The organism is Pseudomonas sp. E1MeOHC2 (assembly GCF_058745025.1).
This window is the reverse complement of record NZ_CP196675.1, coordinates 4,386,672-4,411,499: the sequence shown is the minus strand read 5'-3', so window position 1 is coordinate 4,411,499 and position 24,828 is coordinate 4,386,672. Positions and strand designations below refer to the sequence as shown.

Here is a 24,828-nt window from a genome sequence, read left to right as displayed (position 1 = left end):
AAAAGCCCGCTTCATCAGCGGGCTCAGTGAAGCAAACTAGAAGTTGGTAGGTGCCCAGGTACCAGGCGTGCCTGCCGCGGTACAAGTCTGCTCACGCACCGAACCGGCTACCCCAGTAGGGTTGATGTTCTTGATGCGATCTCCACGCTTGAACGTGCCAACTGTCGGAGCAATACCGGCTCCCCAGAAATCCGCAGGCTCCCAGCTGTTCTCACTGGATAGGTTGCGCGAAGTACCTACCGATACATACGGGGTAGTTACTCCAGCGCCCACAATGTTGCCATGAATCCGGTTCAGTGCACCCGCTGAGTAGAAGCCTCGGCTATTACCCGAAACATCCGAAACAGTATTCTCCTCCAACACAATTTCTTGTGCTGATGTGGTGTTGGCAAAAATGCCGTAGTTCACAGTGTTTTTAGTTACGCAACGAGACATCCGCACTTTGCCGGTACAGTAGGAAAGGTTGATACCCTCACCACCACAAGCCTCGACGTTTGCGGTGATGTTGACGTCAGTGCAGCCCGTAACGTGTACACCGATACGGCCGCAGTTCTTGATTCGCGCCTTGGCGATGGTCAAGTCCTGAATGCTGGTGCACGTAACGCCGTGTTCATCGCTCTTATCAGAGTAGACGGCCTCTACTGTACACACCTCGATGTTACGAAGACGCACCACACCGGTGAGGTTAACACCGACGTTTGCCTGGTTATCCTGGCCCTTCGAGCTGGTACAGTGCACGGACTCGATAGTTGCTATGGGAATTGACTCAGCTGGGGTAGAACCCGTCACTTCGATCACTGGAATCTTGCAATCAATAGTCCGGATCTGCCCAATCGACACGGTACAACGAACTGGGCCAGTGGATGATGGTGAAATGTTGATACCGCCTACGCAGTTTTCGAAACGCCCCTTGAGCGCAGTGAACTCCTTCAGCGAGGACTTGCCCCGCAATGGGATGCTGTAGCAATCAATGGCACGGACATCTTCAACGAAGAGGTTCTCCCCGTTACCGTAAACATCGATGCAGCCGATACCATTCATTGCAGTTGCCCAGCTACCATCGTAACCCGGCCCACCGCGCCCCATGCGGCGCAAGTTAGTCCTACCGGTCAAGGTAATGGAACACTGGCCGGAGGTCAGTGGATCCCGCCCGACGTAGGTGCCCAGAATCGCAGTTACCGAATACTTTCCTGTGCTGATTGGATTTTCGAAGTCGGCCCAAAAGTTATGGCAGCTCAGCTGAACATAGTCGGCACACAAAATGTAGTTCGGCGAGTAACCCAGTGCGGTTGGCGTGTTTGGGTCACCGCGGCCGGCACCGTAGCGAGTGGCGTGGAAGAAGCAATCCATCACTGAAACCAAGGTGTTGAACTGGCGAGCCACGTCAGTACCTCGCAGGCAGAGGTAACCGGAGGTACCGTTACGGAAAGTGCCACCCGAAATCTTCAGCTTGGTGTCATCTTGCGGGGCTAAGGACTTAGGCATGCACTTTACAAAGAAACCGGTAGGCTCCTTCTTGATCATGGAGGCTTCGTTGCCATCGTAGGTCCATTGCCCTAGGAACTCGACATTCAGGCCTGGGGCACCCAATTCAAACACGGCAGCGCCGTTCGACCAATAGGATGTACCCTCGCCATCGAAGTTGGCCAATCGCTGGATGACCGTGCCTACTTGGAAGCGAATGCGACAGTTGGCCAGGATCTGCACAGAGCTGATGATGTACGTCTGGTTGCCAGTGAATTCAATTTCACCGCCGACACGTACAGCCTCGGCTACGGCTGGGGTCCAGTTCCAGGTATTCGGGTCAGCCATGTTCGGCTTTGATGTGACAAGGTGGGCATAATCCCAGATGTTGATTGCATTAGTCATGGTATATCCTCATGGTAGACAAGCCGAGATCCGGCCCGGTTTGACGAATTGAAAAGAGAAGGGGAAGGGGAAGGGACACTTATCAATGTTGATTGATAAGCGCTGATGGATATCGATCTACAGGGAGTAGATACGTTTGTGTTGCCGCTATGCGCCTCAGGCGCTTAGTACTTCGTGGTGCATCGCAAGCTATAAAAGTTATTGCCCGGATTTACCGCAACAACCCTCAGAGCAGCCATATACGACACAGCGCCCTGAGGGTTTCGTTAGTTGGAGCGATTGAGAAGCAGGGCTTCTTTTTTGGCAAGTTCACGTGAGTGCATTAACACTGATTTTTGGGAATGGTCTAATCGCGTCAGTGGCAAGCGTATTCCGTGTTGGGGCAGTCCGCGACCATGCAGTGCTTATTTGTGCGCATCTGTGCTCAACACCCGCCTTATACATTCGACAGGTTCAGTTGATTGCCGCTTGCGCAGGCGACGGGTTTCTCAAGGGAGGCAGCACTGTATGAGCACGGATGGCTAGGCTCTGTACAAAAATGGCCATACCGAGGTTGCAGCACAACTCCAGAAACGAAAAAGCCCAGCTTAATTGCCGGGCTCTCAAATGCGCGCTTTCCTTTTTCGTCACTCTTAAAAACGCGCAGGAATGACAGGATGGAGAAATAATCGGCCATGCGGCCAGTAGATGTCAAGCGGCATTTTCCATAGACAGGCCTTCATGGTTAAGGATGGCTCCAGCTGCTTCCAGGGCCTCCCCTACCATTCCCTCCAGCACGTCTTCGATGCCCTTCTTCCATCGGCGTCGTGTGCGCTCAGGGCGGGCATCCGGGTCCCACCGGTTCATGTCGTAAAACTGGGACGGCAACACGATAATGTCGTTCGAGCGCTTGCCATCGGCGCCCTTCATTTTGGGAATCGCCCAAGCGGTAATAGCGCTGTTGATAAACAGCTTTGGCGCATGTGAGGCAACCATTGGGCATAGACGACCAATCGACTGCACCTTTCGGCCCTTATGTGTGCTGAACTTGGCCACCAGCACATCCCAATAGCGTGGCTTCAGTTGGCTATGCAGCCGGGCGAAGACCCAGCAATCAGCATCCATCCGGCTGATCTCACCGCGCTTTACCGAACCGCTCAGGATGGCCATGTCATGGCCGTTTTCGCTGCCGGGCTCGTAGAGCTTCTGCCAGGCCTGCTTACTGGTGTTGTCGATCGCTTCTGCAGCTAGGGCCGAGACGACCGCCGCGAGTACGCTGCTGTAAATCATGTCCTTCCCCTTCAATCCCCGGTTTAGTTGGTGCCGCCGGCGCCCAGCCGGCTGCCTTCCTGGTACTGCGCCTCTGGCCCAGTGGCCCGAGCGCTCTCCAATTGCTCAATCTTCTCCAGCGCGGCCCGCAGGTTCATGCCCAGCTGGGACGCCAGCTCTTGCAGCAGGAGGGGCTGGCATTGCGCACGCTCGGGATTCGCACCTGGCATTTCCCGAGCGCGTGCGACCCTCGTCACCTTGGACTGACGCATGGTCAGATGCCCTCCCGGCCGCGATGGGATGCCCAATCGAACGGCAAGGCGATGCCGCCACCTTCGCGCAACCGATCGGCGGAGCGCTCGCCCATTGCGGCGGGTAGTTCCTTCGCTCCGAGGTTGGAAATCACGATGGTCGGCAGCATCCGCTCATAGCGCCCATTGATGATCGAAAACAGGCGACTCAGCTCGAAATCGCTTGGGGCCTCCTTGCTGGCACCGACCTCATCGAGTACCAGTAGCGCCGGGCGGACCAGCGCATCAAGGATGCTTCCCTCGGTCTGGCCTGAACCGCCATCGAACGTCGCGCGGATGGACTGCAGAATTCCTCCGAGGGTCCGGTAGGCAGCCGTGTGCATGGAGTTGGCCATGACAGCCTGGGCTATCGACACCCCCAGATGCGTCTTGCCTGTGCCAGGGTTACCCACCAGGATCAGGCATCGGCCCGATGCCAGGTTGGCTTCGAATTCGGCAGCGTACCGCTCGCAGCGCGCTTTGACCTTGTGCTGGCCGTCGCAGGTTGCCGCATAGCTGTCGAAGGTCTTGTCCTTGAACCGCTTAGGTATCAGGGAGCCCCCTAGCTTGTAGGCCAAGTCCACACGCTGACGCTTGATGTCCTCGGCCTGGGTCTTGGCAATTTGCGCTGCCTTGCAGCCAGGGCATGGCGAGCGAAATGTGTGACTGAGTACCTTGTGTGTGGTCGCCTCATAGGGGCCGTGCTCTTCGCATACAGCCATCGAAGTTACTTGCGGCCCGGCAATGCTGGACAGGTGAACCTCTTTTTCAGAACGCATACGAGCCATCCTCCCGCTCAATCAGGCCATCGCGGTAGTCGCGGTCGTTGAAGCCGTGATGACGGCTGCTGGGTTTGCCCTGGGCGGGCAGCTGGGAATCTTGTTCGGCGAGACGCTTCGCGATCCAGGAAGCCTTGAAGCCCTGCCACCCAGCGGACAGGGCCTCGGTCAACGCGGTGGAAACGCTGATTCCCAGATCTGAGCACGCCTTCAGTTCGTCGTTGAGCGATTCCCAAACGGTTTCTGTGATGGCGGCCTTCTTCGCCTTGCGCAGTGCCATCCAGTCCTTGAGCAGCGACTCAGGCAGGCCATGCGGGTTGTTGGCCATCAGGTCGCGAATCCCGAACGGCTTCTTGCGATCAGGCTTGCCTTCGGGCGTCGTGCCAGGCTCATCTTTGGGGGGGGATGTAATCTCTTCCGAAGGAAGAGTTACATAGGGGGTTTCTTTCTTAGAATAAAGAAGGAAGTCGGCGTTTTTGGTCTGTCTCGCCTCATCGCCGAATCGGACTACTTCAGCCGAATCAACCGTCTTGGTCTGTTTCGGCTCAACGACATAGACCCAGTCTTTCGGATCGTTAACACCAATGTCGCCCCTGGCACCGCCCTCGCGGAACAGCACGCGGCGACGCAACAGGCTGGAAACCGACTTGGATACCGTGTCAGGGTGAGCGTGGATGGCTTTCGCGATGTCGGTAGCCGGGATGCGTTGAGCGCCCGCACCGAAGTTGATGGTGGCCTTGGCCACGTACAGCACAATCTTCATCTCCCGGGCCGGGAGATCGATAGCCAGCAGGCCATCCATGAGCTGGTTGTCCATCCGGGTGAACCCCCTGGACTTATCAAGTGGGACGATGCTTGTCATGCTTCATCTCGATCTAAAGCTGTAGAGAAAGCCGCCCTGCCAGGCGGTTTTTTTCGTCTGCGTTTTCCGCTACTGAATGGATTCGCTGGTGTGGAATCTTCTGGTTTCGGTGTACGCATTGCCAGATTCGCGGCTGACTCGTGTTGCATCTCCTGGCGAGTTCGGCTTGGCCACCGGCCAAGCGCACGACCTCGTCAATGGGTCTTTCTGTGTTCGGCATGTCTGCGTGCCTCAATGGATCGCGCACTCGATGATAACTCAAGTTATCAGAAAGGCAAACAAATGTTATTTGATGGCTAATAACTTATGTTTTATCTTTGCAGCCATGACTAAAGCCCCCGAAATGCTCAAAGACCGCATCCTGGAACGCCGCACAGCGCTGGGCCTTAGCCAGGCTCAGCTTGCTGAAAAGGCCGGCGTCAGCCAGGTAACCATCCAGCACCTGGAGAGCGGCAGAAATTCCACCTCGAAAAAGCTGCTTGAGATCGCCAGGGCGCTCGGCGTTACGGCTGAATGGCTGGGCTCTGGTGAAGGCCGCTCGCGAGCTTCGAGCAATGTCCAGGCATCCAATGTCGAGCCGGAGTCGTATAGGTATCCGGTGATCAGTTGGGTAGCAGCAGGCGCGTGGGCCGAAGCCGTTGAGCCTTTTCCTCCGGGTTACTCCGATCGGTACGAGATGTCCGATTACGACTCCAAAGGAGCGGCCTTCTGGCTTGAGGTGAAGGGCGACTCGATGACGTCGCCAGTCGGAACCAGCATCACAGAGGGGATGCTGATCCTGGTAGACACCGAGGCTGAAGCCACTTCAGGAAAGCTGGTGATTGCCAAACTGGCCGACAGCAATGTGGCGACCTTCAAAAAGCTGGTCGAGGACGGTGGAAGGCGCTTTCTAAAACCGCTGAACCCGGCCTACCCAACAGAAATGTGCATGGAAGGTTGTCGGATCGTGGGAGTCGTTGTTCGAGCCATGATCAAGCTGTAACGTTTCCACATCCAAAAAACCGGCTTTGACGCCGGTTTTTTTGTGCATTGATAAAATAATCTGCTTGAAGTGTTGACCCGTAAACAATCTTTACATGCTGGAAGAGATTGCAAAGCAGCTCAATTAAAGATAACTGTATGCACATACAGTAAAAGGAGTTACCTGCAATGCTTCCCCTCGCCTTCTCATATTCTCCGGTCCTCTCCTACGAGAGGCTTGGCCACAGGATTCAACAGGCCATCTCCTCCCCGCACGTGCAGAAAAGGCAGTATGTCGAGGTAAAGCCAATACCTGGAGACTCCCCTGAAGACTGGGATCGGCTCATCACCGACCTGGAAGAGACATCCGGCATCAAGATCGACCTACTGGAATCAGGCTCGATCCGCATCGGATGGCGAGAATTCACCGAAGGATGAGCACCTGCCCGCATAACGCGGGCTTTTTCGGCCTGATTTATAACTTGAGTTATTGCCTCCAGGAGGCCTGCGTTGTTATCTCACAAATAACACAAGTTATATTACGCCATAGCAAACACCGCTCTTTACACAATCAGACGTGACCACCTCGACGCACCCAGGGACAAGCTGAGTCGTCGACCACGCCGCCTCTCGATAGCTGACGGACTCCCCCATGGGAGGACGCCAAACCATGCGAGCCACCTGATGCGTAGCCAGTAGCTGCAGCAGACAGAGGTGGGAAAACCCGGCGATGAGCATGGCGCGGATCAAACACAAACGGAGGAAATAGCTCATGAAGTAGTAAGCCCAGCCGGAACACAGACCGGCAACCCACAACGGACTGCCCCACCCGTTGAGGGCGAATGGGCGCCCACGGCAGCGCTCGCCAAGACCCGCTGCAAAGCCGCGCTGGTCAAGCTCAGGGCTGATGAGCGCGAGAGGAAGAATCGCTTCGCAGCCTGACCCTCCGGCGCTGCCCGCCAGCGCCTCAACACTTTCAGCGCCTTTTAGGGAGCCAAGTGGCGATCAGCCAAAGAACACCTATAGCGAGCACCCAAGACCACTTACTTACCGGGTTCGAGACCATCCCAATCAGGGCGAGGATGATCAGCGCTACGCCAGCCCAGCGCCTGCGCTTCGGTGTGAACCACACCTGGAACGCTCTGTGCCTATCCCGCAACCGCATTACCACTCTCCATTTTTGGTAAGCGGCGAAGCTTATCACCCCTATTCAGTGATAACGCCGACCAGGTGAGGCTGGTGGCTGCCGATATTCCAAATAAGCTTGCTCCCCCTAGATTCAGGCGGCCGAGGCCCAGCCGAAACACTGCGTTTGGAGGGTATGACGCGGCGCCCTGTTCGAAGAGAACTACTGAGGGGAGGACCAGGAGAAAGCTGCCGACCACCTGGTGCATATCTTCAAGGAGCACTCCTCCACCGAGCGCTACAGCCAACCAACCCAGTCCATCTCTCAAAGGATGGGCTGGAGGATGGGCTGAAGGGAGGAAGTAATGAAGTCGAATCTACTCACAGTGAAATCTGTCGAGAGGCTCTTGCGATCAGGAGAAGGGGCCATGCACAACGACGGGCAAGGCCTTTTCTTGAAGGTTCTGCCCTCTGGCGCAGGTAGTTGGATTTATCGATACCGGATCAATGGAAAGCGGATGTGCTCACAATTCTCACACCTATATGGGGTACCAAACCAGAAACCGCGAGCCGCGTAAGAAATCGGATTGAGCTGGTACTGGACGCAGCAAAAGCACACCAATTACGTAGCGGGGAGAATCCTGCCAGATGGCGGGGACACCTGGATAAACTCCTCCCCAAAAGGAAGGTCTCTGATCGAGGGAATCACGCTGCTCTTCCATGGCAGCAAGTGCCGGAATTTATGGCGGAGCTCAGGAAGTCAGAAGATCTCAGCTCTCTGGCGGTCCAGCTTACGGTGCTGTGCGCAATGAGAACAAGCGAGGTTTTAGGTGCAACTTGGGGTGAGATAGACCTGAAGGCAGAGATTTGGACAATTCCCGCAGCCCGGATGAAGGCGAGCCGCCCCCATCGCATTCCACTTTCGAAAGCGGTGATTGCAATTCTCTACCATTTGTCGCCCGATACACAAAACAGGCTGCTATTTCCTGGGACACATGATCACGCTCTCTATTTTGTTAGATGAGGCCAAAATCCAATCGAGGGGCGGTCAGCTATTTAGCCGCCCCGGCCATAAACCGAGGTCTCTACTTCGCGGGCAAACCCGCTCCTACAAGATGTGCGCAAGCCGCCACACACCGCCGTCGCTATAGGAGCGGGATCATCCGCAAACCAAGCCCCAGCCCTGGCCATGCACCGCGGCGTCTGCAGCGCGGGTAAACCCGCTCATACAGGGTATGTGCTGGCCGTCAGACCCAGCCGGCCCTGAAGGAGCGTGCTCGCTCGCGAGGCATCCACCGCCATGAATGGACGGGGTAAAACTCAGCAGCCGATCTGGCTGATGAACTTGGTGGTGAGGTAGGCATCCAGGCCTTCGCTACCACCTTCACTGCCATGGCCGCTGGCCTTGATCCCGCCAAACGGGGTTTCTGGAAGCGCTAAACCGAAGTGGTTGATCGATACCATGCCGCTTTGCAGGCGATTGCCCAGTTCAGTGGCGGTTTTCAGCGACGCGGTGAATGCGAAGGCGGCCAGGCCATATTCAAGGCTGTTGGCCTGACGGATCACCGTGTCCAGGTCATCGAAGCGCAGCAACGGCGCTACCGGGCCGAATGGCTCCTCACTGAGCAAACGGGCCTTGGCCGGCGTGTTCGCCAGCACGGTCGGCGCGAAGAAGTTGCCCTTTTCGCCAATTCGCTTACCGCCGGTCAGCAAGGTCGCACCCTGGTCGGCAGCATCGGCAACCAACTCCTCGACAGCAGCCACGCGTCGGGCGTTGGCCAGCGGGCCCATCTGGCTCGACGGGTCGAAGCCGTCGCCGACCTTGAGTTGACTGGCCAGGTCTGCGAAGCGCTTAGAAAACGCCTCGAACACGGCGTCGTGCACGTAGAAACGTGATGGTGATGCGCACACCTGGCCCGCGTTCCTAAACTTCAGACCACAAGCCAGGGCTGCGGCGGCATCCAGATCGGCGTCGGCGCAGACGATGAATGGCGCATGCCCGCCCAGCTCCATGGTAGTCAGCTTCAGGTGTTCGGCCGCCAGCGCGCCCAGTAGACGCCCCACGGCTGTGGAACCGGTGAACGACACCTTGCGGATGATTGGCGAGCGGATGAGGTAATCGGACACCTCTGCTGGAACACCGAACACCAAGTTCAGCACGCCTTTGGGCACGCCCGCATCGTGGAAGCAGCGCACCAGTTCGATCACCGAACCCGGTGCTTCTTCCGGGGCCTTGATGATGATGCTGCAACCGGCCGCCAAGGCGCCGGCGATCTTGCGCACGGCCTGGTTGATCGGGAAGTTCCACGGCGTGAATGCTGCGACGGGGCCGACCGGCTCACGCACCACCAACTGACGCACCGCCGGGTTACGCGATGGCACGATGCGGCCGTAAGCGCGGCGCCCTTCTTCGGCATACCACTCGATATGGTCCGCAGCGCTCTTGGATTCGAGGGTGGATTCGCTCAGCGGCTTGCCCTGGTCGAGGGTCATGCAGCGGGCCATGTGTTCGTGGCGCTCGCGCACCAGCGCAGCGGCGCGGCGCAGAATCGCCGAACGGTCGTAGGCCGAAGTAACCGACCAGGACTCGAAGCCCCGGGCTGCAGCGGCCAGTGCGGCGTCCAGATCAGCGCGAGAGGCCAGTGGCAGGCGCCCGATTTCCTCGCCGGTGGCAGGGTTCAGCACGGCACCGGTGCGCTCGGTCTCGCCCAGTGTCCACTCGCCGTCTATGTAGAACTTCAGCTCGGTATACATCGCTCTTTTCTCCTGCTGTGAAATCGGTGGCGCCACCAGGTTAGCCCAGCAGGCTTAGGTTTTGGCGGCGAATAAGGTTGACAAAGTGAACCATATATCAGTAGATTTTGTTCACACTGTCAACCATTTTATCCCGCAACCTGGAATGCCTTCGATGAAAGACGTGATTCTGTGCGAGTGCTTTGCCCGTGACGGGCTGCAACACGAACCCGACTTCCTGCCAACGGCGACCAAGCGCAAGCTGATCGAGCAGTTCGCTCGAATTGGTTTTAGCCGGGTCGAAGCCACGTCCTACTCCAACCCGGCGGTGGTTCCGCAGTTCGCCGATGCCAGTGAGCTGCTGGCGGAGCTGCAACGTGAGGACAATGTGTTTTACAAAGCCACCTGCGCCAACGTCCGCGCGGTGGAACGTGCACTCGCCGACCTCGATGCCGGACGAGGCGCCAACGAGATCAGCCTGCTGGTCTCGGCCTCGGACTTCCACTCCCAGCGCAACCTCAAGCGCAGCCGCGAGGAGCAGTGGAGCAACATCGAGCAGATGGCCCGGGCTGCGCAGGGCCGCTTCCGTTTGATCGGCACCATCTCCGTGGCATTCGGCTGCCCCTTCGAAGGGCGAGTGGACGAAGCCAGCGTGCTGCGTGATGTGGCCGCATTCGTGGAGCGTGGCGTGAGTTTCGTCACCTTGGGCGACACCACTGGCGTTGCCACGCCGCAGAGCGTACGCAGCCTGTTCGGCAAAGTGATCGCCGAGTTCCCCGAAATCACCCCCATCGCGCACTTCCACGACACCCGCGCAACCGGCCTCGTGAACTACGTGGCCGCGCTGGAAGCCGGCGTGCGCTACTACGACTGTGCCTTGGGTGGCGTCGGCGGGCACCCGGCCAAGGTCAAGTACGGCGGTGGTCACACCGGCAACGTCAGCACCGAGGACTGGGTCAACCTGCTGGAGTCCATGGGCGTGCGCACCGGCATCGACCTCGAAGGCCTGCTCGCCGTCGCCGCCGAATGCGAAACGGCACTGGGCCGCGAGCTGCACAGCCGTGTGCTGCGCAGTGGGCTCAATCCGCTGCTGAGCTGATCGCCTCACAACAACCACAACAGAGGAAGCAGCATGATCGGTAACTTCGCAAAAGCCACACCGCTAGCACTCATGTTCGGATTACTCGCAGGCATCACCCAGGCTCAGGCCAATGAGCGCCTGTTGCTGGTCCATCGCAGCGAACTGCTGGGCAGCGCGCCCACGCAGGCACTGCAGGGCCAGCAGATCCACGACATGCATTTGACCGCACTGTCGCGCACAAGCCTCGTGCAGCTTGACGGTGCCTCTCAGGCACTGTCCCACGCCGATGGCGAACGCACCTTGATCGTCCTGGAAGGGAACGTGACCTTCAGCTTCGCTGGCCAGCAGAAAACCCTGGGGGCCGGTGATTATGTCGCCATTCCGGGAGGCTTGGGTTATCAGATGGCGCCCGCCAATGGCGGGCAAGCGTTGCTGCTGGGCTTCGACGTGCCGCTGATCGACATGGCTGCCAGTCAGCAGGCTGACCTGAAGGGCCCTGCACAGGCAACAGTGCCGGTGATCAAGTTGCAGCAAACCGTGATGGCCAGCACGACAAGCTGGGATGATCCCAGCGACCGGGGCTGGACCTTGGCGAAGACCGCAGACAAGCGCGTCAATCTGGTAGAAATGCGCTCGGCGCTCAAGAATCACAGCCATCCTGACGCAGACCACTCGCTGATCCTGCTCAAAGGTAGCGCCCGCATCGCCACGCCCAGCGAGGACCGCGTGCTCAAGCCGGGCGACTACGTGTCTATCCCGCGCAACGTCGCACACAAGTACTACGTCGAAGGCAATCAGCCAGCCTTGTTCATCAGCTTCGACGCCCCCGCCTACGACCCTGCCAAGACCCTCTATTTCGAGTAATCCACTCGCCCGAGCAGTACCCCGCCATGCCGTGCCACGACCGCGGTGTGGCGGTTTTTTCTTCTACCTTTTCCTTGCTACACATAAAAAAACCCCGGAAATTGCTTTCCGGGGTTTGCTTTTGCGAAGGCGCTTAGCCCACTGACGACACTCGCTGGCGGCGCTTCTCCATGCCTTTGATGTACTGCATCAACACCAGCAGCAAGATCGACAGCAGGATCATCAGTGTCGAGACCGCAGCGACCGTCGGGTCGATCTGGTCGCGAATGTTGGCGAACATCCGGCGAGTCAAGGTCGAGCTGTCGCCGCCGACGATGAACAGCGCGATGACCACCTCATCGAAGGAGGCGATGAAGGCGAATAACGCCCCCGAGATGATCGACAGGCGAATCTGCGGCAGTGTCACCGTAAGGAATGCCCAAGCTCGCGAGGCACCCAGGCTGCGGGCAGCCATTTCCTGGTTCATGTCGAAGCCCTGCAAGCCATTACCCACGGCGATCAGCACGAATGGAATGGCGAGCACGCTGTGAGCCAGTACCAACCCGATCACCGTGTTGTTCAGGCCTGTTCGGGAGTAGACGAAGAACACGCCAACGGCGACCAAAATGATCGGCACCAACATCGGCAGCATCATCAAGCCGTTGGCTAGTTTTGCCATCCCGCCGCGCGCCTGCGACAGGCCATAGGCCGCCATGGTACCCAGCACCGTGGCGATCAACGTGGAGATGACCGCCACCTTGAACGACACCCAGGTCGCCAGCATCCATTCAGGCGAGGTGAGGTAGGCTTCGTACCAGCGCAAGCTCCATTCCCGAGGCGGGAACTCAAGGTACTGCGAAGCCGAGAACGACATGGGAATCACGATCAGGCACGGCACGATCAGGAACAGCAGGATCAATGCAGCCAGGCCATACAGCCAGAGGCGATGCAGGTGCGTGATCTGGGTCGGCGTCACCGCCTGATTGAGCTTCAGCATCAGCCGTTCCTCCGCGGGTCGTTGAGGCCGAAGAGCCGTCTCAACGTCAACAGGATCAGTACCGTCACCACCAGCAAGGCAACACCCAGCGCACTGGCCGCACCCCAGTTACCGTACAGGGCGATGGTGTCGCTGATCTTCATCGACCACATCGCCACCCGGCCACCGCCGAGTAAAGCCGGGGTCAGATAGAAACCAAGGCAGAGTACGAATACCAGTGTGATGCCCGAGGCCAACCCTGGCAGCGACAGTGGCAGGAACACTTGCCGCCAAGCCTGGGACGGTGTGGCCCCGCAGTTTGCAGCGGCCGATAGCAACAGCGGGTCGATGTTCTTCATCTTGTCGTAGAGCGGCAGGACCAGGAACGGCAGCATCACGTGGACCATGCCCACCACCGTGCCGAAGAAGTTGTGCACGAGTGCCAACGGTTCGTGAATCACACCGATGTCCAACAGCCAGGTGTTGATGATGCCTTGACGCTGCAGCAGCACCAACCAGGCATAGGTACGCACGAGGATGGAGGTCCAGAATGGCAGCAACACAAAGGCCATGCAGATCTGGCTGGCCCGCTCGGGCAACTGCGACAGCAGGTACGCCAAGGGGTAGCCCAGCAGAACGCAGACCGCAGTGACGCAGAACGCCACCTGGAAGGTAATGCTGAAGCTGCTCATGTACACCGGCCGCAGCAGCCGCTCGTAGTTGGCCGCCGTCAGGGCGCCGGAGTTATCGAACGCCGACATCCAGAACAACCAGGCCAGCGGCACCGCCAGCACCGCGAAGACCAGCAGGAAACCCGGTAGCGTCAGCGACAGCAAGCTCCAGCGTTCCTTGCACTCAGCCCTGGCCAGGAGAGTCTCCATCGCCGGACCAGAAGCCCCGTCGGTGCCCACGGGCATGCGCACGGTACTTGTCATTTTCATGTTCGAACCTCGTTGAAGCGCATGAGGGAGGTCGTCTTTCGAAGTCATGCCGACTCCGCCACCAACAACGTGTCTTCGGCATGCAGCCACAGTTCTACCGTTGTGCCTGGTACGGGTACCGGCACGTCGCGGAAGCCTTTCTGGTGACGGGCAACGAGCTCCGTGCCGTCTGGAAGCACAAGGCCGACGTGGTAGCTGTCCCCCTGATAGACCACATCCCGCGCGGTGCCCTGGATACGGTTCATGGCGGTGCCATCGATGCCTGCCTGCCATTGCAGTCGTTCCGGGCGAACCATCAGCCAGCGTTTGCGCGGATGGCGTACCGCTGTGTCCTTGGGCAGTTTCAACCCGCGGCCCTGCAGCAGGACGGCACCGTCGCCCTCTTCCACTTCGAGGAAACAGCTTTCGCCAATGAATCCGGCGACGAAGCGGTCGCTGGGTCGCTCGTAGAGAGCGTCAGGCGTGTCGAGTTGGACCAACCGCCCCTTGTTCAAGACCGCAATACGGTGCGACAGGGTCAGGGCTTCTTTCTGATCGTGGGTGACATAGATGGTAGTCATGCCTAGGCGCGCGTGCAGCCGCTTGAGCTCCAACTGCATGTGTTCGCGCAGGTTCTTGTCCAACGCCGAAAGCGGTTCGTCCATCAGCAGGATCTTTGGTTCGAAGACCATGGCCCTGGCCAGCGCCACGCGTTGGCGTTGCCCACCGGACAACTGATGGATCCCGCGCTCGCCAAGATGATCCATCTGCACCATCTCAAGTGCCGCCTTCACCCGCCGGGCGCATTCGGCGCCGGTCACTTTGCGCAGGCGCAACGGGTAGGCGACATTGTCGGCCACGCTCATGTGCGGGAACAGGGCATAGTTCTGGAACACCATGCCTACGTCGCGCTTGTGCGGTGGGCGGGTAAGAAACTCCACGCCATCGACCTTGATGCTGCCCGAGTCAGGCCGGATGAACCCGGCAAGCACGTTCAGCAGCGTAGTCTTCCCGGACCCCGAAGGACCTAGCAGGGTGAGAAACTCACCCGCCTTTACATCGAGGGATACATGATCGATAGCGGTGAATGACCCGTAGCCTTTGTAGACATCACGAATCGCGATATTGCCTTGCATGATTCCGACCTCCGACGATCCAGTACTATTTTGCGATCAGCTCTTTGTAATCTTCCTGAACCTCAGGAAGATGCTTGCCCCACCAGCTCGGGTCCATCATCGTTTGCTTGGCCCGATTGCCCGGTGACATGTTCGACTGTTCGAGCACCTGCGCCGGGAAATTGCCCTTTACGAAGGCTTGGTCATTGGTCGGGCCGTAATACCCCATCATGGTGGGAATACGCGCCTGGATATCGGCGGAAACAGTACTGGCAATGAGCTTCTGCGCCGCCGCCACGTTTTTCGCGCCCTTGAGAATGGCCATGCAGCCGTAGCCCAACAGCCCGTCTTCATAGGTATAGGCGACCGGCGCCTTGTCTTTCAGCACCGAATCGACCCGGCTGCTCCAGATGGCGATCAGGTCCACTTCACCGTCCTTGATCAATTGCGAAGACTGGGCACCGGAAGTCCACCAGACGGCGACACTGGGCTTGATCTTCTCCAGGGACGCCAGGCCGCGCTCGATGTCCAACGGGTAGAGCTTGTCGCGAGGCACACCATCGGCGAGCAGCGCCACTTCGAGCATTTCATCCGGCGCCACCGACAGCGCGCGACGGCCGGGGAATTTCTTGGTGTCCCAGAACTCCTGCCAGTTCTTCGGGCCTTCCTTGAACTTGTCGGTACGCCAGCCCATCACCACCGAATAGCTGTTGGTAGCTACCCAGTCCTTGCCGCGCGCCACGCTGGGAATGCCATCGGCGTTGATCACCGAATAATCCAACGGCTCGAACAGCCCCTGTTCGGAGAGCGCTGCACAGTCATTGGCGCCTATGTGAATGGCATCCCAGGCGGGTTTTCCCGACTGCACCTGCAGCCGGACAGAGGGTTGGCCATCGTGGGACTCGGTACGCAGGGATACCCCCGCCTGCTCGGCGGCAGGTTTCCAGAGCGTCTGGATCAGGGCGTCCTGAAGGTTGCCACCATAACCTGCGACGGTCACGGTCGGCGTATCTGCGGCCATCCCCGGCGCAGCCAAGCCGGCGATCGCCAAGCTCAGGAGCAGCCGCAAGGCCTTGGTTGAGGGGAAGTTGTCGATCATTTTCCGGCTCCTATTTTTAACGCCGTCAGCGGCGCGGGCTTTGTTCTTAGGCAGCGGTAAATCTCAAAGCTACAACCTGACTAGACAGAGCGTGGGTCTTGGATGCCCGCTTTCACCTGCCATCCCGAGATACCAACGACCACCGAGATGGTTGACAACATGAACCACATGATTCACATTGTCAACCATGTTAGATAGCCAGGGTCTCCCTGAAAGCAACCCGAAAGCAGATCCGAACTGGAGCCAGTGCCATGTCAAATTCGTTACACGCAGCTGATATCGCTTTCCATATTCATAGCCAGACCAACCTCTCCGTGCATGAGCAGGTCGGGCCGACCGTGATGGTGCGCGGTGAAGGCATCTACACCTGGGACGACAAGGGCAAGCGCTACCTCGATGCCATGTCCGGCATGTGGAGCGCAGCGCTAGGCTACAGCGAAGAGCGCCTGACCAAGGCCGCCCTGCGCCAGATGCAAGAGCTGCCTTACCACCAGAACTTTGCGCACCGCTCCACCGAGCCTGCGATCCAGTTGGCAGAGCGTCTGATCCAACTGGCCCCGGTACCGATGTCCAAGGTCCTGTTCGCCTGCTCCGGTTCCGAAGCCAACGACACTGCGATCAAATTGGCCTGGTACTACTGGAGTGCAGTTGGCCAACCGCAAAGACGCAAGATCATCAGCCGTAACCGCGCTTACCATGGCACCACCGTGGCCAGCGCCAGCCTTACCGGCTTGCCGCACCTGCACCAGGACTTCGGCCTGCCGCTGCCAGGCTTCCTCCACGTGACCTGCCCGCACTACTATCGCGAAGGCTTGCCAGGCGAGAGCGAAGAAGCGTTTTCCACCCGACTGGCAGAGGAACTGGAAGCCATGATCCTGCGCGAAGGCGCAGAAACCATCGCAGCCTTCTTTGCCGAGCCTCTGATGGGCACCGGTGGGGTCATCACGCCACCTGCGGGCTACTTCGAGAAGATTCAAAAGGTGCTCAAACGCCACAGCATCCTGCTGGTCGCCGACGAAGTGATCTGTGGTTTCGGCCGCACGGGGAACTGGTGGGGCTCGCAAACCTACGGCCTGAAACCGGACATGCTCACCTGCGCCAAGGCACTCTCGGCTTCGTACCTGCCGATCTCGGCGCTGATGATTTCCGAGGGCATCTACCAGGCCATGCGCAGCCAAAGCGAGAAAATCGGGGTGTTCGGCCACGGCTACACCTATGGCGGGCACCCGGTACCGGCAGCGGTGGCGCTCGAATGCCTGAACATCTACCTGGAGCGGCGACTGCCTGAACATGCGCAGCACGTTGGGGCACGCTTGGGCGCCGGGCTGCGCAAGCTGGCTGATCACCCGCTGGTAGGTGAAGTACGTGGCGAGGGCCTGATGTGGGGTGTGGAGTTGGTAGCCGACAAGGCCAACAAGACCGCGTTCCCGCGGGAATGGAAGGTTGGCCTGGCAGTATCGCAGCAGACCGAAGCCAACGGCGTCACCGCACGTTCTCTGAACGACTCGGTAGTATTCGCGCCGCCATTGATCATTACCGAGGCCGAAGTTGATCTGGTGCTGGAAGCTTTCAGCAAGGGCCTGGACGCCACTTTGGACAAATTGCTCGCTCAATCGCGATTCAATCGTTGAGCCTGGCCGGCCCCTCCAGAACAATGAGGCACTGATGACAGCTTCCCCTCACAGGTGACCCCATGAAAAAACACGTTACTGCTGCGAAAACCGATCTCGACCAGTCCACCGACATGCGCGATCTGTTTTCCGTGCAACTGCAACGCCTGGCGGGGCTTTCCAGCCGCATCGCAGCGCTGGTGATTCCCCAGCACTTTTCCATCACCGTGCTCGAATGGCGGACTCTTGCGATTCTCGATTACCTCGGTGAGGCCCCTCTTGTCCGGGTAGCCAAACACGCCGGGGTACTCAAGAGTCAGATGAGCCGGCTGGTGACCAACCTGAGCAAACGTGAGCTGATCGAACGCCAGCCCAATCCGGAAGACGGGCGCAGCGCATTGCTGTGCCTGAGCCCCTCTGGCAAGGAACTGGTGCGAAGCATCCTCGAAGACTCGCAAGCCCGTAACGAAGCCATGCTCGACGGCCTGTCGGACCAGGAGCGCGAGCAACTCAAGGCACTGATGAAGCGGGTTTACGCCAACAGCCTGAGCTACTTCAGCGAGCTGAAGAAGCACATTCCATACGACCAGCTTGAAGATGAAGACATTGAGGATTGACCAATGCCAATCGATACCCGTCTGACCCGTTTGCTGGGTATCTCTTATCCAATTGTCCAGGCTGGCATGAGCTGGGCATCGAGTTGCGCAGCATTGCCAGCTGCAGTTTCCAATGCCGGAGGGCTGGGCGTGATCGCCGCCGGCCCAATGCGCCTGGCTGACTTGCGCCAAACCCTCCACAAAATCAGGGAGCTCACCGACAAACCATTTGCAGTGAACATGCCGCTTTACCGCAAGGGCGCCGATGAAATTCTCGACTTGCTGGTGGCCGAGCGCGTACCCGTGATCATCGCCAGCCAGGGATCGCCCAAACAACACCTGGCACGCTTCAAGGACTATGGCGCGACCTGGTTGCATGTGGTCGCCTTCGTCGAACATGCAATCAAAGCCAGCGCCTGCGGCGTGGATGGCCTGGTGGTAGTCGGCACCGAGGCTGGCGGCCATCCGCCGGCGAACGAGGTCAGCACGCTGGTCAATGTGCGCCGGGTGCTTCAGGAAGTTTCCATCCCAGTGGTAGCGGGTGGTGGGGTCGCCGATGGTCATGGCATCGCCGCACTGCTGGCCCTCGGCGCCGATGCGGTGCAACTGGGTACGCGCTTCATGCTCAGCGAAGAGGCCAACCTGCACCCGGCCTACAAACAGAGAGTGCTGGAAGCGCGCATCGACGACACCGTGCTGGTGGGACGCGGCAAGCTGCCTGTGCGCAGCCTGCGCAATGCCTTCACCGAGCGGGTCGCCGCAGCCGAACGCGAGCACCTGCACGAACGCGATCCAGCTGCATACGAAGCACTGCTGGCCTCGGCCAGCCTCAAGCAGGCGTCATTGGACGGCGATGTAGGGAACGGCAAGGTGGAGGCCGGGCAGTGCGCAGGCCTGATCCACGAGCAGCTACCGGCCAGCGCCATCATGCAGTCGCTGATAGAAGAACTTGAACACGCGCTGAGCCGCCTGCGCGCCATGCAATCCTGAGGGGACCCGTGCCATGACCGAAGCTTCCGTCGTACTAACTCACACCGCTGACGGCGTCCAGACCATCACCCTGAACCGTCCCGACAAACTCAATGCCCTGAACTTCGCCCTCACTGAAGGCTTGGTAGCAGCACTGAAAGCCGCCGATGCCGACGACAGCGTACGCGCGGTCATCGTCACTGGAGCCGGCCGCGGCTTTTGTGCCGGTGCCGACACACGCGAATTCGCCGTACTTACACCCGACAATCAGGCGCTGGTAGACCGTCGTGCCGCGTTGACCACTGAATTGCAGGGCCTGGTCAAGCAGATGGGCAAGCCAGTCATCGCGGCCGTCAATGGCTATGCCATGGGCGGTGGCAGTGGCCTGGCGATTTCCTGTGACCTGACCCTGGCGGGTGAGTCGGCCCGTTTTGGCTACCCAGAAGTCAAGCACGGTATCGTCGCTGCCATCGTCATGGCCGGGCTGGTGGAACATGTCGGACGCAAAGCAGCATTCGAGCTGGTAGCAACCGGGCGCACCGTGGCGGCGGCCGAAGCCGTGCAACTTGGTCTTGCAAACCGCGTCGTCGCCGATGACGCGCTGCTCGACGAAGCGCGCGCATTGGCAGCGGCCCTGGCAGCCCATCCAGTCATCGCCATGAGTGCGACCAAGCGTATCTTCCACCAGGTGGCAGAGCTGCCGTTCAGCGAAGGTCTGCAATTGGGCCGTCAACTGAACGCGCGCATGCGTGCATTCCGCCAGGAGCAGCACGTATGAAACCGCTCGCCGGCATTACCGTGATCGAGCTGGCGCGGGTTCTGGCCTGCCCGTTCGCCGGCATGATCCTGGCCGAACTGGGGGCCCGCGTAATCAAGGTGGAGCAGCCCAACAGTGGCGACGAAACTCGCGGCTACGAGCCCTTCGTCGGCCAGGATCAGCTGGCCCGCGACCACATGGACGAGGATGACCTGGCAGCGGCCCTCGGCCATGAGCGCAGCGCCTACTTTTACGCCTTCAACCGCAGCAAAGAGTCAATCACGGTCAACCTTCGCAGTGCTGAAGGCCAACAAGTGGTGCGCGAACTGGTCAGCAGCGCAGATGTAGTGCTGGAGAATTTCCCGGTCGGTACGCTCAAGCGCTACGGCCTCGATTGGCCGAGCCTGAAGGCCATCAACTCGCGGCTGATCTATGTGTCCTGTACTGGCTTCGGCCAGACCGGCCCGTACGCGAAGAAAAAAGGCTATGACACCGTTTTCCAGGCGATGAGCGGCATCATGAGCCTGACCGGCGAAAAAGACGGTGGCCCAGTCAAGCCCGGCATCCCGGTCTCGGACATGAGTTCTGGTTTGTGGATTGCCTTGGGCGTCGTTTCGATGCTGCACGGCCGCTCGCGCGAGGGTGAAGGTTCGTACCTCGACTTCTCCATGCTCGATGGACAAATCAGCCTCTTGGCCCTCGCCGCAGCACGCTATTTCGCTCTCGATGAAGTGCCGGAGCGCCTCGGCACCGAGCATCCAGGGCGGGTGCCTTCTGCGAGTTTCCGTTGCGCAGATGGCGGCTACGTGCACATCACCGGCGCCGACCAGCATTGGAAACCGCTATGTCAGTTGCTTGGCCTCGACGCGCTGGCACATGACCCGCGCCTGCAGGCCAACAGTGGCCGGGTGATGCACCGCGACGAAGTCATGACTGCGCTCAGCGACGCCACTCAGCGCCTGACTCGCGACGAACTCTGTGCAGCCTGCGACGCCGCTGGCGTGCCCGCTGGGCCGCTCAAGCACCTGGACGAGGTAGTGGACGACCCACACTTGAATGCCCGCGGCGTGTTTGGTGCATTCGACCACCCGGAAGGAGGTCGCTTCCCGGCGATCCGCCTGCCGTTCCAATTCGACGGGCTCGATAGCCCTGCACCTGGCCGCCCGCCCCTCCTGGGCGAACACACCGAGGAGGTCCTGTCTGAGCTGGGCTATGACAGCCAGCGTATTCAGGCCCTGCGTACCGAAGGAGCGATTTGACGATGCACGCCCTGCAGCTGGACAGCGTGACGCTGTCTCTCGAAAACCATGTTGCAACCCTCACCCTGAACCGCCCCCAGGCGCGCAATGCCTTGAACACACAGTTGTGCCAGGACCTGCACACTGCGATCCGCGAAGTCCGCGCCCGCGACGATGTCCATGTGCTGCTCATCCGCGCCAACGGTCCAGTGTTCTGCGCCGGCGCCGATCTGAAAGAGCGCAAGGAAATGAGTGAAGACCAGATCCGCGCTCGGCGCATCAAGGCATTCGCGGTGTATGCCGCCATCGAGGAACTGCCGATGCCGGTAGTGGCCGTCGTCGAAGGCCCTGTGGTGGGGTCGGGCTGCGAAATCGCCAGCGCGTGCGACTTCATCGTGGCCAGCGAGACTGCAAGCTTCCGCTACCCGGAAGCACGGTGGGGCACGGTGGGTGCCACACAGCGCCTGCCACGCATCGTCGGTCGTCGCATCGCCAAAGAGCTGATGTTCACCGGGCGTGAAGTCCCTGCTCAAGAGGCGCTGGCCATCGGCCTGGTCAACCAGGTCAGGCCGGTGGAAGCGTTCGAGGCGTTCGTGCAGGAGTTGGCCGCCGGCATCGCCGAAGCCCCAGCCGCAGCCATGCGCAGTGCCAAGCGGACCATCGATCGTGGAGTGGATGACAGCCGCTTTGGCGCCTTGGCTCACGAAATCCTGGCGATCGAAGAAAACCTTGCCCAGGGCACCTGGCGTGCCGGCATGAGCTCGTTTTCCTGAGGACAGATCAAATGACTGCATACGTTTCCCCGCTCCCCGGCCCACTTTGGTCCGTCCTCAGCGACATCGCCAGCCGCTATCCGGAACACGATGCGCTGGTGGCCGACGATGGCCGCATCAGCTATCGCGAGCTGCAGTCGCAGGTGGAAGTCACTGCCCGATCCATGCTCGCACTCGGCCTGCAACGCGGTGATCACATCGGCGTACTGATGGGCAACTCCGTCCAGTGGGCGGTGATCTGGTACGCGGCAGCGTCCATCGGCTTGGTGTGCGTACCCTTCAACACGCGCTTTCGGACCGAAGAGCTGGCTTACGGCCTGAACCATGAGGACGTGCGCGCGATGTTCTGCGTTGATCGCTTCCTCGGCAAAATCGACTTCATGGCCATGCTCCGCGAGTTGGAGCCTGCCCTCGACCAGGCGCTACCTGGCACTGCCCTTCCCATGTTGCGCCACGTCGTGGTGTTCGGCGAACAGGTGCCTGCTGGGGCACTCGCCGCGGAAGGCTTCTTCGATCAGGGCAACGGAATTGCCATGGCCGAGCTGGACGCCGCCCGTGCTGAGGTCGCAGCCGACGATACTCTGCTCATTCAGTTCACCTCCGGTACGACTGCTTTCCCCAAAGGCGTGATGCTTAGCCACGCCTCGATGCTGGGCGTCGCTAAATCGGTGGCCGAACGCATGGGTGTGCAGGCCGACGACCGCTACTTCAGCCCGCGTCCGTTCTACCATGTCGCCGGCAGCACCATGTCGCTGCTGGTGGCTCTGGTGAATGGCGCGACCTTGGTCACCGCCGCCACCTTCGACCCGGCTCAGGCCCTGGCAATCATGAGCCGCGAGCGCTGCACCCTCACCTCCGGCAACGACACCATGTTTCTGATGATGCTCGCTGACCCAACCTTCGCCAGCACCACACTTTACCTGCGTGGTGGCTGGGCCGCTGCGAGCCCGCAGATTCTCGCGGATGTGGTGGAGAAAATGGGCGCGGCGCAGATCTGCAATGCGTACGGCCTCTCCGAAGCATCACCTAATATCGTTATCTCCGATTACCGCGAGCCTTTGGAGTACCGCCTAGACGGCTCGATGAAACCACATGCCGGGCTATGTGTAGAAATCCGCGACCCTGCCACCGGGCAAGCGCTGCCGGCTGGCCAGCCGGGAGAAATCTGCGCCAGCGGTTGGAGCCTGATGAAGGGTTACTACAAGCTGCCTGAGCAGACGGCGTCCGCCCTGCGTGACGGCTGGCTGTATACCGGCGACATCGGCGTTCTCTCGGAAGATGGACATCTGCGCTTCGTCGGTCGTGTCAAGGACATGTTCCGCGTAGGCGGCGAAAACGTCTCACCACTGGAAGTAGAGCAAGTTTTGCTCAAGCACCCGGCAGTGGAGTTGGCGCAGGTCATCGGTGTACCAGACGCCCGGCTCGGTGAGGTTCCTGCGGCATACGTCACGCTTCGCCAAGGTGAACATGCTGGCGTCGATGACCTGATCGGCTTCTGCAAGGAACGCTGCGCCAACTTCAAGGTACCGCGCTTCTTGGCAATCGTGGAGGACTTCGAAAGCATCGGCATGACTGGCTCCAACAAAGTGCAGAAGAACCGTCTGCGTGAACATGCATTGAAGCAGTTCGGCCTCGGCTGAGACTTCATCCTAACCACCCTGCAAGCCGGTGAACTGACCCCCACTTGCAGGGCTCATTCAGAACTTAAAGCTGTAACTATGCTTGGGTTGCAAGCCGAGCGGTCCGATTGTCGAACTGCGGCAGGTTGAAGTTCTTTACCCCATTACACCCTGGCGGCTGCACAGGGCGACTTTCCCGCCAAAGTATTCAGAACGAAATCCACGCGTTCCTGCACGCTGGCCTTGGGCAACAAAAACACCTCGTACCCAAGCTCAGGATAGGCCTTCTGCAATCTCTCGTACTCGGCAAGCGCTGCATGCATGTCATGGCGGCGCTCCGCGTCTTGCCCATAAATTTCCGGCCACGGCGGGGCGAGAAACACGCGACGGTGATAGCGATGCAACTGCCCAAGGCTTGCCAGGAGCGGCTCTCCCGTCAGTTCCTGGAGCGCCGCTGAGGCATCAACCAGACCTCGATCGAAGAACACCCATTTCCCCTTGTCGGCCCTAGCGTTTTTATGGTCGTCCAGTGCTGTTGCGAGGGCTCTACACAGAAAGGCCGCCATGTCGATCCACGGTAAGGCTTGGCCGCCGGTTTGGGCTTCTCCCTGCACGATGCGCCGCCCAGGCTCTTCGACAATGGCATGGCCTTGCCGGTGGAGTTCCGCAAGCAGCGTGGATTTCCCCCCTCCCGAACAGCCAGAAATAACAACGAAATAGTGCATATCAATCTTCACTCCAACAGACGGCGGTATCGGCCGGTACTTGCTATCCTGACTTGGTGGCCATCTTGATCCAGAGCTCCAAATACGGCCCAGTCATTGAGGTCATCCAGTGTGGCATAAAGGTCCTCCTCATTGGCGCGGCACTCGAGTTCGGATAATCAGTCCGCATCGGTTTCGGCCTTCCATACTTCACGCGCGGCGGCAAGTAGATAGAAAAGATTGGCAGCACCGTGCACAAGATCCCGATTTGCTGCAATCCCAGCCGCACCGCGGCTGCCGAGCCAGCTGCATCTCATATGCCTATGGCGTTCAGCAATTGCGCAACGGCCAGCCGTAATGCGATGGCCGTGTGTGCCTCACCTAAGTGTGGAGGATCGTGATTTTTTTCATCCGCGTCCAGATGCGGATTGATCACCAAACTCAGGTTGCTATTAGGGTACAGATCGGTAGCTATGAAAGGTTTCCCCAGTATCGATATCGGCTCAAGAGACTTCATCATTTGCTCTTCTCACCTACCCAACGTGTGCCTTGCAAACAAAATGGGCCACTCTTTCACGCTTCAAATTCACTGCGGCAAGGACAGAGGCGTTAGCCTGTCATTGTTAAATAAATTTAGCGCTGATGAAAAGAAGACGAGTACA

26 protein-coding genes are annotated in these 24,828 nt (G+C 59.4%); 13 read left to right on the top strand and 13 right to left on the bottom strand.

The annotated features are described in order from the left end of the window. Positions 1-36 precede the first annotated feature (36 nt). The 6 genes from ACSSU5_RS19970 to ACSSU5_RS19945 all read right to left on the bottom strand — a co-directional run bounded on the left by ACSSU5_RS19970 (position 37) and on the right by ACSSU5_RS19945 (position 5,268). Positions 37-1,869, bottom strand: coding sequence for a right-handed parallel beta-helix repeat-containing protein (locus ACSSU5_RS19970; RefSeq protein ID WP_492559599.1), 1,833 nt, complete (start codon positions 1,867-1,869; stop codon positions 37-39). A gap of 690 nt (positions 1,870-2,559) precedes the next feature. After that, entirely contained in the window at positions 2,560-3,138 is a 579-nt protein-coding gene (locus tag ACSSU5_RS19965) for a hypothetical protein (protein WP_492559598.1), read from the bottom strand. 23 nt (positions 3,139-3,161) lie between these two features. Continuing rightward, entirely contained in the window at positions 3,162-3,389 is a 228-nt protein-coding gene (locus tag ACSSU5_RS19960) for a hypothetical protein (protein WP_492559597.1), read from the bottom strand. Between the two features lie 2 nt (positions 3,390-3,391). Next, complete coding sequence (locus tag ACSSU5_RS19955) at positions 3,392-4,186, bottom strand: ATP-binding protein (RefSeq protein WP_492559596.1); 795 nt, start codon at positions 4,184-4,186, stop codon at positions 3,392-3,394. Further along, complete coding sequence (locus ACSSU5_RS19950; protein WP_492559595.1) at positions 4,176-5,048, bottom strand: phage replication initiator YdaU family protein; 873 nt, start codon at positions 5,046-5,048, stop codon at positions 4,176-4,178. Before ACSSU5_RS19950 ends, ACSSU5_RS19955 begins: the two co-directional genes overlap by 11 nt. A gap of 13 nt (positions 5,049-5,061) precedes the next feature. After that, on the bottom strand, positions 5,062-5,268 hold the full coding sequence (locus tag ACSSU5_RS19945; protein WP_492559594.1) for a YdaS family helix-turn-helix protein: 207 nt from the start codon (positions 5,266-5,268) through the stop codon (positions 5,062-5,064). A 72-nt stretch (positions 5,269-5,340) separates the two neighbouring features. On the opposite strand from ACSSU5_RS19945, the gene ACSSU5_RS19940 reads away from it, so the two are divergent. From ACSSU5_RS19940 to ACSSU5_RS19925, 4 genes are all read left to right on the top strand, one after another. Continuing rightward, a complete protein-coding gene (locus tag ACSSU5_RS19940; RefSeq protein WP_492561345.1) occupies positions 5,341-6,030 on the top strand; it encodes a LexA family protein in 690 nt (229 codons plus the stop codon). Between the two features lie 167 nt (positions 6,031-6,197). Beyond that, positions 6,198-6,446, top strand: a complete 249-nt coding sequence (locus ACSSU5_RS19935) for a DUF1654 domain-containing protein (RefSeq protein WP_492559593.1) — start codon at positions 6,198-6,200, stop codon at positions 6,444-6,446. A 1,052-nt stretch (positions 6,447-7,498) separates the two neighbouring features. Beyond that, complete coding sequence (locus tag ACSSU5_RS19930) at positions 7,499-7,711, top strand: Arm DNA-binding domain-containing protein (RefSeq protein WP_492559592.1); 213 nt, start codon at positions 7,499-7,501, stop codon at positions 7,709-7,711. Then, positions 7,654-8,157 carry a tyrosine-type recombinase/integrase gene (locus tag ACSSU5_RS19925; protein ID WP_492559591.1) on the top strand — a complete coding sequence of 168 codons (504 nt, stop codon included), beginning with the start codon at positions 7,654-7,656 and terminating at the stop codon, positions 8,155-8,157. Before ACSSU5_RS19930 ends, ACSSU5_RS19925 begins: the two co-directional genes overlap by 58 nt. 296 nt (positions 8,158-8,453) lie before the next feature. On the opposite strand, the gene ACSSU5_RS19920 is transcribed toward ACSSU5_RS19925, so the two are convergent. Further along, a complete protein-coding gene (locus ACSSU5_RS19920; protein ID WP_492559590.1) occupies positions 8,454-9,887 on the bottom strand; it encodes an NAD-dependent succinate-semialdehyde dehydrogenase in 1,434 nt (477 codons plus the stop codon). A gap of 154 nt (positions 9,888-10,041) precedes the next feature. Here ACSSU5_RS19920 and ACSSU5_RS19915 point away from each other — a divergent pair, with 154 nt between their 5' ends. Further along, a complete protein-coding gene (locus ACSSU5_RS19915) occupies positions 10,042-10,965 on the top strand; it encodes a hydroxymethylglutaryl-CoA lyase (protein ID WP_492559589.1) in 924 nt (307 codons plus the stop codon). A gap of 33 nt (positions 10,966-10,998) precedes the next feature. Next, positions 10,999-11,811 (top strand): cupin domain-containing protein, encoded by an 813-nt coding sequence (locus tag ACSSU5_RS19910; protein ID WP_492559588.1) that lies wholly within the window; start codon positions 10,999-11,001, stop codon positions 11,809-11,811. Between the two features lie 133 nt (positions 11,812-11,944). Here ACSSU5_RS19910 and ACSSU5_RS19905 read toward each other — a convergent pair whose 3' ends face one another. Genes ACSSU5_RS19905 through ACSSU5_RS19890 form a run of 4 tightly spaced genes read right to left on the bottom strand, consistent with a single transcriptional unit; the run spans position 11,945 to position 15,900 of the window. After that, positions 11,945-12,787: an ABC transporter permease gene (locus ACSSU5_RS19905; RefSeq protein WP_492559587.1), complete on the bottom strand. Its 843-nt coding sequence runs from the start codon at positions 12,785-12,787 to the stop codon at positions 11,945-11,947. Next, positions 12,787-13,707, bottom strand: coding sequence for an ABC transporter permease (locus ACSSU5_RS19900; protein WP_492559586.1), 921 nt, complete (start codon positions 13,705-13,707; stop codon positions 12,787-12,789). Before ACSSU5_RS19900 ends, ACSSU5_RS19905 begins: the two co-directional genes overlap by 1 nt. Before the next feature lie 44 nt (positions 13,708-13,751). After that, positions 13,752-14,822 carry an ABC transporter ATP-binding protein gene (locus tag ACSSU5_RS19895; RefSeq protein ID WP_492559585.1) on the bottom strand — a complete coding sequence of 357 codons (1,071 nt, stop codon included), beginning with the start codon at positions 14,820-14,822 and terminating at the stop codon, positions 13,752-13,754. A gap of 25 nt (positions 14,823-14,847) precedes the next feature. Beyond that, the gene (locus ACSSU5_RS19890; protein WP_492559584.1) at positions 14,848-15,900 is read right to left on the bottom strand and encodes an ABC transporter substrate-binding protein; all 1,053 of its coding nucleotides are present in this window, start codon (positions 15,898-15,900) and stop codon (positions 14,848-14,850) included. A gap of 251 nt (positions 15,901-16,151) precedes the next feature. On the opposite strand from ACSSU5_RS19890, the gene ACSSU5_RS19885 reads away from it, so the two are divergent. The 7 genes from ACSSU5_RS19885 to ACSSU5_RS19855 all read left to right on the top strand — a co-directional run bounded on the left by ACSSU5_RS19885 (position 16,152) and on the right by ACSSU5_RS19855 (position 23,483). Next, a complete protein-coding gene (locus tag ACSSU5_RS19885) occupies positions 16,152-17,531 on the top strand; it encodes an aspartate aminotransferase family protein (RefSeq protein WP_492559583.1) in 1,380 nt (459 codons plus the stop codon). Positions 17,532-17,593: 62 nt separating this feature from the next. Beyond that, positions 17,594-18,127, top strand: a complete 534-nt coding sequence (locus ACSSU5_RS19880) for a MarR family winged helix-turn-helix transcriptional regulator (RefSeq protein WP_492559582.1) — start codon at positions 17,594-17,596, stop codon at positions 18,125-18,127. A gap of 3 nt (positions 18,128-18,130) precedes the next feature. After that, positions 18,131-19,096 (top strand): NAD(P)H-dependent flavin oxidoreductase, encoded by a 966-nt coding sequence (locus tag ACSSU5_RS19875; RefSeq protein ID WP_492559581.1) that lies wholly within the window; start codon positions 18,131-18,133, stop codon positions 19,094-19,096. Positions 19,097-19,109: 13 nt separating this feature from the next. After that, positions 19,110-19,853, top strand: a complete 744-nt coding sequence (locus tag ACSSU5_RS19870; protein ID WP_492559580.1) for an enoyl-CoA hydratase/isomerase family protein — start codon at positions 19,110-19,112, stop codon at positions 19,851-19,853. Continuing rightward, a complete protein-coding gene (locus tag ACSSU5_RS19865; RefSeq protein ID WP_492559579.1) occupies positions 19,850-21,091 on the top strand; it encodes a CaiB/BaiF CoA transferase family protein in 1,242 nt (413 codons plus the stop codon). Before ACSSU5_RS19870 ends, ACSSU5_RS19865 begins: the two co-directional genes overlap by 4 nt. A gap of 2 nt (positions 21,092-21,093) precedes the next feature. Then, entirely contained in the window at positions 21,094-21,843 is a 750-nt protein-coding gene (locus ACSSU5_RS19860; RefSeq protein ID WP_492559578.1) for an enoyl-CoA hydratase/isomerase family protein, read from the top strand. Between the two features lie 11 nt (positions 21,844-21,854). Next, on the top strand, positions 21,855-23,483 hold the full coding sequence (locus ACSSU5_RS19855) for an AMP-binding protein (protein ID WP_492559577.1): 1,629 nt from the start codon (positions 21,855-21,857) through the stop codon (positions 23,481-23,483). 143 nt (positions 23,484-23,626) lie between these two features. Here the strand turns inward: ACSSU5_RS19855 and ACSSU5_RS19850 are convergent, their stop codons facing one another. Continuing rightward, entirely contained in the window at positions 23,627-24,187 is a 561-nt protein-coding gene (locus tag ACSSU5_RS19850; RefSeq protein ID WP_492559576.1) for an AAA family ATPase, read from the bottom strand. Positions 24,188-24,479: 292 nt separating this feature from the next. After that, positions 24,480-24,686 carry a hypothetical protein gene (locus ACSSU5_RS19845; protein ID WP_492559575.1) on the bottom strand — a complete coding sequence of 69 codons (207 nt, stop codon included), beginning with the start codon at positions 24,684-24,686 and terminating at the stop codon, positions 24,480-24,482. Positions 24,687-24,828: the final 142 nt, after the last annotated feature.

What these genes read in the sequence shown, in the direction of transcription:
- ACSSU5_RS19970 (WP_492559599.1), bottom strand. Translation starts at nt 1,869, where the DNA reads ATGACTAATGCAATCAACATCTGGGATTATGCCCACCTTGTCACATCA.
- ACSSU5_RS19965 (WP_492559598.1), bottom strand. Translation starts at nt 3,138, where the DNA reads ATGATTTACAGCAGCGTACTCGCGGCGGTCGTCTCGGCCCTAGCTGCA.
- ACSSU5_RS19960 (WP_492559597.1), bottom strand. Translation starts at nt 3,389, where the DNA reads ATGCGTCAGTCCAAGGTGACGAGGGTCGCACGCGCTCGGGAAATGCCA.
- ACSSU5_RS19955 (WP_492559596.1), bottom strand. Translation starts at nt 4,186, where the DNA reads ATGCGTTCTGAAAAAGAGGTTCACCTGTCCAGCATTGCCGGGCCGCAA.
- ACSSU5_RS19950 (WP_492559595.1), bottom strand. Translation starts at nt 5,048, where the DNA reads ATGACAAGCATCGTCCCACTTGATAAGTCCAGGGGGTTCACCCGGATG.
- ACSSU5_RS19945 (WP_492559594.1), bottom strand. Translation starts at nt 5,268, where the DNA reads ATGCCGAACACAGAAAGACCCATTGACGAGGTCGTGCGCTTGGCCGGT.
- ACSSU5_RS19940 (WP_492561345.1), top strand. Translation starts at nt 5,341, where the DNA reads ATGGCTAATAACTTATGTTTTATCTTTGCAGCCATGACTAAAGCCCCC.
- ACSSU5_RS19935 (WP_492559593.1), top strand. Translation starts at nt 6,198, where the DNA reads ATGCTTCCCCTCGCCTTCTCATATTCTCCGGTCCTCTCCTACGAGAGG.
- ACSSU5_RS19930 (WP_492559592.1), top strand. Translation starts at nt 7,499, where the DNA reads ATGAAGTCGAATCTACTCACAGTGAAATCTGTCGAGAGGCTCTTGCGA.
- ACSSU5_RS19920 (WP_492559590.1), bottom strand. Translation starts at nt 9,887, where the DNA reads ATGTATACCGAGCTGAAGTTCTACATAGACGGCGAGTGGACACTGGGC.
- ACSSU5_RS19915 (WP_492559589.1), top strand. Translation starts at nt 10,042, where the DNA reads ATGAAAGACGTGATTCTGTGCGAGTGCTTTGCCCGTGACGGGCTGCAA.
- ACSSU5_RS19910 (WP_492559588.1), top strand. Translation starts at nt 10,999, where the DNA reads ATGATCGGTAACTTCGCAAAAGCCACACCGCTAGCACTCATGTTCGGA.
- ACSSU5_RS19905 (WP_492559587.1), bottom strand. Translation starts at nt 12,787, where the DNA reads ATGCTGAAGCTCAATCAGGCGGTGACGCCGACCCAGATCACGCACCTG.
- ACSSU5_RS19900 (WP_492559586.1), bottom strand. Translation starts at nt 13,707, where the DNA reads ATGAAAATGACAAGTACCGTGCGCATGCCCGTGGGCACCGACGGGGCT.
- ACSSU5_RS19895 (WP_492559585.1), bottom strand. Translation starts at nt 14,822, where the DNA reads ATGCAAGGCAATATCGCGATTCGTGATGTCTACAAAGGCTACGGGTCA.
- ACSSU5_RS19890 (WP_492559584.1), bottom strand. Translation starts at nt 15,900, where the DNA reads ATGATCGACAACTTCCCCTCAACCAAGGCCTTGCGGCTGCTCCTGAGC.
- ACSSU5_RS19885 (WP_492559583.1), top strand. Translation starts at nt 16,152, where the DNA reads ATGTCAAATTCGTTACACGCAGCTGATATCGCTTTCCATATTCATAGC.
- ACSSU5_RS19880 (WP_492559582.1), top strand. Translation starts at nt 17,594, where the DNA reads ATGAAAAAACACGTTACTGCTGCGAAAACCGATCTCGACCAGTCCACC.
- ACSSU5_RS19875 (WP_492559581.1), top strand. Translation starts at nt 18,131, where the DNA reads ATGCCAATCGATACCCGTCTGACCCGTTTGCTGGGTATCTCTTATCCA.
- ACSSU5_RS19870 (WP_492559580.1), top strand. Translation starts at nt 19,110, where the DNA reads ATGACCGAAGCTTCCGTCGTACTAACTCACACCGCTGACGGCGTCCAG.
- ACSSU5_RS19865 (WP_492559579.1), top strand. Translation starts at nt 19,850, where the DNA reads ATGAAACCGCTCGCCGGCATTACCGTGATCGAGCTGGCGCGGGTTCTG.
- ACSSU5_RS19860 (WP_492559578.1), top strand. Translation starts at nt 21,094, where the DNA reads ATGCACGCCCTGCAGCTGGACAGCGTGACGCTGTCTCTCGAAAACCAT.
- ACSSU5_RS19855 (WP_492559577.1), top strand. Translation starts at nt 21,855, where the DNA reads ATGACTGCATACGTTTCCCCGCTCCCCGGCCCACTTTGGTCCGTCCTC.
- ACSSU5_RS19850 (WP_492559576.1), bottom strand. Translation starts at nt 24,187, where the DNA reads ATGCACTATTTCGTTGTTATTTCTGGCTGTTCGGGAGGGGGGAAATCC.
- ACSSU5_RS19845 (WP_492559575.1), bottom strand. Translation starts at nt 24,686, where the DNA reads ATGATGAAGTCTCTTGAGCCGATATCGATACTGGGGAAACCTTTCATA.